General features: G+C 71.8%; 7 protein-coding genes and 1 pseudogene. 5 read left to right on the top strand and 3 right to left on the bottom strand.

The annotated features are described in order from the left end of the window. Positions 1–58 precede the first annotated feature (58 nt). Together VF697_RS16925 and VF697_RS16930 are read left to right on the top strand one after the other, a co-directional pair. Positions 59–664, top strand: a complete 606-nt coding sequence (locus VF697_RS16925; protein ID WP_331096222.1) for an adenylate/guanylate cyclase domain-containing protein — start codon at positions 59–61, stop codon at positions 662–664. 35 nt (positions 665–699) lie between these two features. Further along, positions 700–1,350: a glutathione S-transferase family protein gene (locus VF697_RS16930; RefSeq protein ID WP_331096224.1), complete on the top strand. Its 651-nt coding sequence runs from the start codon at positions 700–702 to the stop codon at positions 1,348–1,350. 6 nt (positions 1,351–1,356) lie between these two features. On the opposite strand, the gene VF697_RS16935 is transcribed toward VF697_RS16930, so the two are convergent. From VF697_RS16935 to VF697_RS16945, 3 genes are all read right to left on the bottom strand, one after another. Further along, entirely contained in the window at positions 1,357–1,959 is a 603-nt protein-coding gene (locus VF697_RS16935; RefSeq protein ID WP_331096226.1) for an HAD family phosphatase, read from the bottom strand. A gap of 9 nt (positions 1,960–1,968) precedes the next feature. After that, entirely contained in the window at positions 1,969–3,864 is a 1,896-nt protein-coding gene (locus VF697_RS16940; protein ID WP_331096228.1) for a methyl-accepting chemotaxis protein, read from the bottom strand. A gap of 201 nt (positions 3,865–4,065) precedes the next feature. Next, positions 4,066–4,500, bottom strand: a complete 435-nt coding sequence (locus VF697_RS16945; protein WP_331096230.1) for a host attachment protein — start codon at positions 4,498–4,500, stop codon at positions 4,066–4,068. Between the two features lie 191 nt (positions 4,501–4,691). Between VF697_RS16945 and VF697_RS16950 the strand changes: the two genes are divergently transcribed. From VF697_RS16950 to VF697_RS16960, 3 genes and pseudogenes are all read left to right on the top strand, one after another. Further along, the gene (locus VF697_RS16950; protein WP_331096232.1) at positions 4,692–5,855 is read left to right on the top strand and encodes a M20/M25/M40 family metallo-hydrolase; all 1,164 of its coding nucleotides are present in this window, start codon (positions 4,692–4,694) and stop codon (positions 5,853–5,855) included. 48 nt (positions 5,856–5,903) lie between these two features. Beyond that, entirely contained in the window at positions 5,904–7,190 is a 1,287-nt protein-coding gene (locus tag VF697_RS16955; RefSeq protein ID WP_331096234.1) for a PEGA domain-containing protein, read from the top strand. Between the two features lie 2 nt (positions 7,191–7,192). Then, positions 7,193–7,500, top strand: a pseudogene (locus tag VF697_RS16960) (hypothetical protein); the annotation flags it as partial.

Below are 7,500 nucleotides of genomic sequence, written 5' to 3' on the forward strand. Positions count from 1 at the left end.
TGAATGTTGGTCAGGTAACATTCGCCTCTGTCTGGTCGGGGGGGAAGGAGACGCGTTGATGCTGGTGGAGTTACCGCAGCCGGAACCCAGGAAGGTAGCGGCCATCATGTTCACGGACATGGTGGGGCTCAGCCCCGAGGCTCGGCGGGACGAAGCGCTCAACCACGAGCTGCGCGAGGAGCATGGACGTCTCGTGCGCGGCCTGCTGTCGGGCCACGGGGGACGGGAAATCAAGCGGCTCGAGGACGGCTTCCTCGTCGAGTTCGACGAGGCGTTGCCGGCCGTGGCCTGCGGGTTGGAGCTGCAGTCGGCGCTGTGCGCGCGCAACGAGTGCGTGCCGGACGAGCGCCGGGTGGAGCTGCGCATCGGCATCCACCTGGGCGCGGTGGTGCACCGGGATGGGGACATCTTCGGCGAGGGGGTGAACCTGGCCGCGCGGCTGGAGTCGCTCGCCCGGCCCGGCTCGCTCTACGTGAGCGAGTCGGTGGTGGAGCAGGTGCAGAGCCTGGTGGTGGCCCCGGTGGTGCGGCTGAGCCGCGGGGACTTGAAGAACATCCGCCTGCCGGTGCCCGTCTACCGCATCGACCCGCCCGTGCGTCGGCGCCGCCGCCGCTCGCTCTTCTCGCGCCTGCGGGGACTGCTGCCCGGGCGCACCGGGACCTGAGCACTCCGTGAAGAGGGGCGCTAGGGTGCGCCCCCATGCAAGAGCTCACCCTCGTCGTCGCCTCGAAGAACTACTCCTCCTGGTCCCTGCGGCCCTACCTCGCGCTCGCCCACACGGGGCAGCCCTTCCGCGAGGTGGTGGTGCAGCTGGGCGAGGCGGACACCGCCGCGAACATCGCGAAGTACTCGCCCAGCGGCCGCGTGCCGGCGCTGGTGCGCGGCGAGCTCGTCATCTGGGACTCGCTGGCCATCTGCGAGCACCTGGCCGAGCTCTTCCCCCAGGCGAAGCTGTGGCCCGAGGACGCCACGGCCCGCGCGGTGGCCCGCTCCGTCACGGCGGAGATGCACTCGGGTTTCGCCACCCTGCGCACCCACATGCCGATGAACCTGCGCGCCCGTCGCCCCGGTGAGGGGCGCGCCCCCGGCGTCGCCGAGGACATCGCGCGCGTCACCGCCCTGTGGCGCGAGTGCCGCTCCCGCTTCGGCCAGGGCGGACCCTTCCTCTTCGGCACCTTCTCCATCGCGGACGCCTTCTACGCGCCCGTCGTCACGCGCTTCGTCACCTACGGCGTGGAGCTGGACGCGGTGTGCGGCGCCTACCGCGACGCGGTGCTGGCCCTGCCGGCGATGAAGGCCTGGACGGAGGCCGCCCACAACGAGCCGCCCGTGGCGCGCTACGAGAAGTAGCGCCCGCTACAGGCCCAGCGCCTGGAGCTGCGTGTCGAAGGACTCGGCGGTGGTGAAGACGTGGCCGCGGATGCCCAGGGCGTTCGCGGCCTGGACGTACTCGGGCACGTCGTCGAAGAAGGCCGCCTCGTGCGGCTCGCAGCGCGCGCGCCGGAGCGCCTCCTGGTAGATGGCGGGCTCGGGCTTCACCAGGCCCACCTCGCAGCTCAGCACCAGGTCGTCGAAGCGTCCCAGCAGCGGCAGCCGCGGCTTGATCCACGCCATGTGCAGCACGTTGGTGTTGGACAGCAGCACCAGCCTCACCCGTCCCACCAGCCCCTCCACCCGCGGCAGCACCGCCTCGTGCAGGGTGAAGTGGCTGCTCCACAGGGCGTTGAACTCCTCCGCGGGCAGGTCCATCCCCAGCGCGGAGCACACGTCGCGCCGGATGCCCTCGGCGCCGAGCAGGCCCCGGTTGGCCGCCGTCCAGCCCGCGCCGGCCAGCCGCTGCTCCGTCTCCGCGAGAGAGAGCCCCGCCCGGGCACCCAGGCGCCGGAAGAGCAGGGCGTTGTCGTGGAAGACGAGGACGTTGCCGAGGTCGAGGATGACGGCGCGGGGCGGGGGAGTCATGGCCCCTTCTTACACCCGGTAGCTGCGCGCCACCTTCTGCATCTGCTCGGCGACGTCGCGCAGCGCCTGGGTGACTTCCTGGGTGGCCTGCAACCCCGTCATGGTGTCGTGCATCATCGCGGACAGGTCCGTCATGGCGCTGAAGATCTCCACGATGCCGGCGTTCTGCTGGTTCACCGCGCCGGCGATCTGCCTCACCGCGCCCATGTTGTCCTGGACGATCTCACTGAGCGCCCGGAGGCTCTCGGCGCTGGTGCGCGCCTGGGCCAGGCCCGCCTCCGTGCGCGACTGCCCCTCCTCGCTCAGCCGCACCGTCTGGAGGATGGCCTGGGAGATGTCATCCAGGATGGTGCTCACCTGCCCGGTGGAGTGGATGGACTGGTTGGCCAGGGTGCGGATCTCCTTGGCCACGATGCCGAAGCCCTTGCCGTGCTCGCCGGAGCGCACCGACTCGATGGCCGCGTTGAGCGCCAGCATGTTGGAGCGGTCCGCCAGCCCCTTCACCGTCTGGGCGATGCCGCCGATCTGCCGGGCGCGCTCGTTGAGCTGGCCGATGCGCTCGGCCATCTGGTTCACCTGGTCGCGCATGTCCTGGAAGCCGTTCATGCTCTCGGTGAGGGCGAGGGCGCCGCCGCGGCCCAGCTCCTCGGCGCGCGCGGCCACCTTGAGCACCCCTTCCGCCCGCTCCGCGGCCACCATGGACGTCTGCTTGATCTCCTGCGCCGTCACCTGCGTCTGCTGCAGGGCCGCCGCCTGACGGGTGATGTTGTTCTCCGCCTGCTGGGAGGCGAGCGTCAGCTCGGCCACGGTGTTGGTGAGCACCTGGGTGCCGCGCTGCAGGCTCTGGGTCGTCTCGCGCAGGTTGTGCACCATCTGGCCGAAGGCCTCGGCCAGCTCGCCCACCTCGTCGCTCGCGGTCACCTCGAGCCGCTGGGTGAGGTCCCCCTCCTGCACGATGCGGCGCATCGCCTTGTTGAGCCGGGTGATGGGGCCGCTGATGCCGCGCGCCAGCAGGAAGGCGGCCAGGGCGACGACCAGCAGCACCGCCGGCACCGTCAGCGCCACCCCGGTGCGCAGCTGGTTCACGGTGGCGTAGAGCTCCTCCGGATCCGAGAGCGCCACGAAGCGCCAGCCGTCGCCCACGTCGGCGATCTCCGGTCCGTTGATGGCCTCGGCGACCACGGGGTTGGGCATGCGCCGGGCATCCAGGCCGCGCGAGTCGAAGAGCAGGGTCCCCGCCTCCGTGCGCACCTCGAGGGCGAAGCTGTCGTTCTTGCGCGAGCGGGCCCGGACCAGCGCCGCTTTCACCACCTCGCCCACCTGGCCCCAGTCATAGGCCGCCAGCAGCACGCCCAGCCGCCGCCCGCCCCGCGAGTCCATCACCGGAGCGGCCAGGTGCAGCACCTGCATGCCGAAGACGGGGTCCTCCTCGGTGAGCATCGCGCTGGTGAAGCGCCCCTCCTGGGCCGCCTTGAACCAGGGGGCGTTGCGCACCGCCTCGTCCTGGCCCGCGAAGGAGTCCCGCAGGGCCGGAGTGCTGGCGGACACGGCCCGGCCCTCCTCGGTGAAGAGCACCAGGCCGGTGAAGGTGGTGTAGCGCAGCTGCAGCCGCGAGAGCACCGCGTCGCTCTGCTCGTAGCTGTCCGAGCGCAGCGCCTCGCGCAGCAGGGCGTCCTCGGCCCAGCTGCGCACGCTCGTCTCCCGCTCCACCAGCGAGGCCTCGACCAGGTCCTTGAGGCCCTCCGCCTCGATGCGGAGCATGTCGAGGACCTGCGCCTTCATCATCCTCCGGGTGGTGCTCGCCCCCAGCCAGGTGGAGGCCAGCAGCGGCACGACGGCCAACAGGGTGACGTACAGCGTCAGGCGGCCACGCAGCTTGAGGGTGCCGATCAGGGGAAGTCTCATGAATCTCGTTACGTCCGCGCGGTGAGGCCGTCGGTGGCTGAATGGGGTCCACCCGACGAGTCCCTCACCTGTACCACGGCGCACGCCCGGCGGGAGGGGCCCCGCCAGGGGTACGGACATGTAGGAGATGGGAGCCTTCACGCGGCGGGCGCCCGGAGCGCGCGAGCGACTCCCGGGCGCCACGCCTGCCTGCTTGCCTACCTAGGAGAGCGGGATGCGCTCGGGCAGTTCCCGGATGGGCACGTTCACGTAGTCGGCCCGCATGTCCAGCATCAGTCGCTGGTGGACCTGCTTGCTGATGTGCTTGCGCAGCAGGCCGAGGAAGCCCGGCGGGGCGGCGATCACCACCCGGTCATAGGCGTGGTCGTTGACGCCCCGCTCCAGGCGCGCGGCGAGCTCACGGGCGAAGCGGTCATGCTCGAGCTGCTGGCGTGCATCCGGCTCGTTCTCCGGCTGGGGTTTGTGCAGGGAGCCGGCGTTCGGGTTGTCTGGCTGATTGAGGAGGGTCCGGGAGAAGGTCCGGCTCTCCTCGTGCTGGAACTCCTCGCGCAAGTCCCACTTCTCGGCCCGCTCATCCGTCGCGAAGAGCTTGGCCCGGCTCGAATTGGCCACCAATATCCACAGCGCGTCCGCCATCGTTCATCCTCCTGTCCCTTGAGGTGCGGACCCCCACCGTCCCCGGCAAGCTTCCTTCCCCCCGGGTACCTTCGCTGGCGCGCCGGGCGACCGGGCGCCGGGGCACCTTCCCTGGAGCCGGGGGCCTGGCATATGCCCGGGGTCCAACCGGGGATGCTCCCCGGGTTTTTCTTGGCGGGAGGCCGAAGACGATGCGCGAGATGGGTGAAGCGGCGGCCAGCTGGCTGGTGGGCAGGCTGGGGGAGATGGAGGAAGCGCTCGCCGCGCTGGTGGAGGTCAACTCCTGGACGGAGAACGCGGAGGGCGGGCGCAAGGTTGGCGCCCTGCTGCGCGAGCAGCTCGCCATTCCCGGGCTGGTGGCCGAGGTGGTGACGAGCAAGCGCTACGCGGACCACCTCGTGTTCCGCTCCGAGGGGCGGGCGGGGCTCGAGCCGGTGGCGCTGGTGGGCCACCTCGACACGGTGTTTCCCCCGGGCAAGTTCGAGGGCTACCTCAAGGACGGGGCGCTGCGGCGCGGCCCCGGCGTGCTGGACATGAAGGGCGGCCTCGTCACCATCGCCTGGACGCTCAAGGCGCTCGCGGCCTCGGGAGGCCTGGACAAGCTGCCGCCGCTGCGGCTGGTGGTGGTGTCGGACGAGGAGGTGGGCTCGCCCGAGGGCGCGGGCGTCATCCGCCAGGCCATCGCCGGCGCGGGCGCCTGCCTCGTCTTCGAGTCCGGTCGGGCCGGGGACGCCATCATCACCCGTCGCAAGGGCACCGGCATGGCCACCGCGGTGGCGCACGGCAAGGCCGCCCACGCGGGCAATGCCCACCAGGAGGGCGCCAATGCCCTCTGGGCGCTCGCGCGCTTCGTGGACCGGGTGCAGCAGTACACCGACTATCCCCGGGGCATCACCGTCAACGTGGGCAAGGTGACGGGCGGCCAGGGGAAGAACACGGTGCCGGATCACGCGGTGGCCGAGGTGGACCTGCGTTTCTGCACCCGCGCGGACGGCGAGGAGCTGGTGCGGCGCTTCCGCCAGGCGGCCGAGGAGGCAGCGGCCAGTGTCCCTGGCACGCGCATCGAGGTGAGCGGCGGGGTGGCCCGCGAGCCCCTGGAGCGCACCGAGGCTTCCGCGGCCCTCATGGCGGCCTATGGCACGTGCGCCCATGCCTCCGGGCTGGGGCATGGCGAGGCGGCGCTGGTGGGCGGTGGCTCGGACGCCAGCACCTCGTCCGCCATGGGCATTCCGTCCATCGACGGCCTGGGGCCCCGGGGCAAGGGCTTCCATACGGTGGAGGAGTTCATCGAGGTGGAGACCTTGATTCCCAAGGCCCAGGCCCTGGCGCGCTACCTCGCCTCCCGGGCGGGTTGACGCCGGGAGTGCTCCGCAGCGGGCTCTGTTCGCGGTACAACAGGGCCCATGCGTATTCCCGTCGTGTATGTGGCCGGCCTGGTGGCGCTCGCGTTGACCGCCGGCCCGGCCAGGGCTCAGGAGGGGGGTGGCCTCGGGCTGGACCTCTCCGGCGATGCGAACACCGAGACGCCCCAGGAGCAGCCCGCGCAAGACGCTCCCGAGGGCACGCCGCAGGAGTCGGGCGGCATGGGCCTGGACCTGGGCCTGGACCTGAGCGCGACGCCCCCGGGCGTGGACCTGCAGCCGCGCTTCGCGCTGGTGGGCCTGGACACGCCCGAGCGCGCTGGCGCCGCGGTGGCCAAGCGGTGGGTGGGGTGGCTCCAGGCGCAGGCGCTGCGCACCGGTCAGGTGGCCAAGGCCACGGACGCGACCCAGGTTCCGCAGGAGCTCGAGGCGGAGTACGAGAACACCCTGCGCTGCGAGTCGGCCGAGTGCTTCAAGAGCTCCGCCGACACGCTGGACGCGGACGTGCTCACCACCGCGCGCCTGTCGCAGGAGGGGGGCGGCTGGACGCTGCGGCTGTGGACGTACGACCGGGACCGGAACGTGGTGGAGACGGACGTGGTGACGGGCCGCAAGCCGGCGGACAGCAACTTCATCCGTCAGGCCGGCGCCACGCTGGCCAAGCGCGTGTCGGAGCTGGCCCGGCCGCGCTCCCTGCTCAAGGTGTCCGTCAACGTGTCGCAGGCCGTGGTGCGCGTGGGCGAGCGCATGCTGGGCGTGGGCACCGTCGAGGCGAAGCTGCCGCCCGGCGAGGTGCAGCTCATCGTCGAGGCCGACGAGTACACCCCCTATACGAAGACGGTGACGCTCACCCCCGGCAAGACGGAGGAGGTGCAGGTGCGGCTGGAGCTCAACGGCCCCGCGCCGGAAGGGCCTCCGGCCGACGCGGTGGCGAGCGTGAAGAAGAAGAAGTCGAGCAAGTCCTCCTCCGGCGGGCCCTCCGTCTTCGGCCGTCCCGCGCTCTACACCGCGGTGGTGGGGCTGGCGGCGGTGGGGGCCGGCGTGGCGCTCGGCATGAGCGCCCAGGGGGTGGCCGAGCGCGCGCGGACGTCGGATGGCACGGGCGTGGTGGGCGTCACCCGGCGCGAGTACGAGGCCGCCCGGCAGCAGTCGACGCTCTCCTCGGCCCTCATGGCGGGCGGCGGCGCGCTGGCCGGCGGCAGTCTCCTGTGGCTCATCATCGTCCCGGCCCGCTCCGCGCCGCCGTCCTCGTCGTTGGGCCCCGTGTCCACCGGGACGGGCGGTACCGGCAGCACGGCCCTCCACCTCGTCGTTGGCGGGAGCTTCTGACCATGAAGTCCTTCTCTTCTCTCCTCTGCTGTCTCCTGCTCGCGGTGTCCGCCGTGGGCTGCTGGGTGCCGGAGCTGCCGGACGAAACCCTCTTCGTGTGCGACACCACCGCCGACTGCGCCGAGGAGGGCGTGGTGTGCGCGCCCCGCACGGGCCTGCGCGGCTACTGCTGCAAGGCGACCCTCGAGGTGTGCAATGACCTCGACGATGACTGCGATGGCCAGAAGGACGACCTGGCCGACTCTCCCTGCTACGGCGGCCCCGCGGGCACCCTGGACAAGGGCGCCTGCAAGGCCGGCAAGCCCTCCTG

This window comes from Archangium sp. (assembly GCF_036388035.1).
Classification (GTDB): Bacteria; Myxococcota; Myxococcia; order Myxococcales; family Myxococcaceae; genus Archangium.